General features: G+C 65.8%; 1 pseudogene. It reads right to left on the bottom strand.

The window, feature by feature from the left end:
• Positions 1-132 precede the first annotated feature (132 nt).
• Positions 133-488 (bottom strand): annotated as a pseudogene (locus tag H4Q31_RS05015) (MFS transporter); the annotation flags it as partial.

Here is a 488-nt window from a genome sequence, read left to right as displayed (position 1 = left end):
GGTAATCTGATTGCTCTCTTCCGAGGGAGTCCACGGCCCGCAACGCACGAAGGAGCTGCCTCAAAGGTCGAACAGACCTTTGGAGACAGCTCCTCTTCGTTCATCGCCTGCGAAGCAGCCGTCAGTTGATATTTACTTGCGCCGGCCGACCAGGATGGCGAACAGCACAAGCGCGAGCACGTCCGCCGACGCGATCAAGATGCCCATCGGCAGCGCCGTGCCGCTGCCGCCGATGCCGACAAGCGGCATCACGAGGCCGCCGAACAAGAACGACAGAACCCCGAGCAGCGCGGATGCCGTGCCGGCCGATTGGCCTTGATGGCGCATAGCCAGCGGGAATGACGACGTCCCGACGATGCCGACGCACGAGACGACGACGAACAGCAGCGGCAGAATCGCCCCGAGGCCCGCTCCGGCGGCGATGACCGCCAGCAGGCCGACGCCGGCGGCCGCGGCAAGGACGAGGCCGGCGACGAGGAATTTGCGTT

Source organism: Cohnella lubricantis, from assembly GCF_014212015.1.
Classification (GTDB): Bacteria; Bacillota; Bacilli; order Paenibacillales; family Paenibacillaceae; genus Cohnella; species Cohnella lubricantis.
The sequence above is the reverse complement of the archived record's forward strand: the minus strand, read 5'-3'. Positions and strand labels throughout refer to the sequence as shown.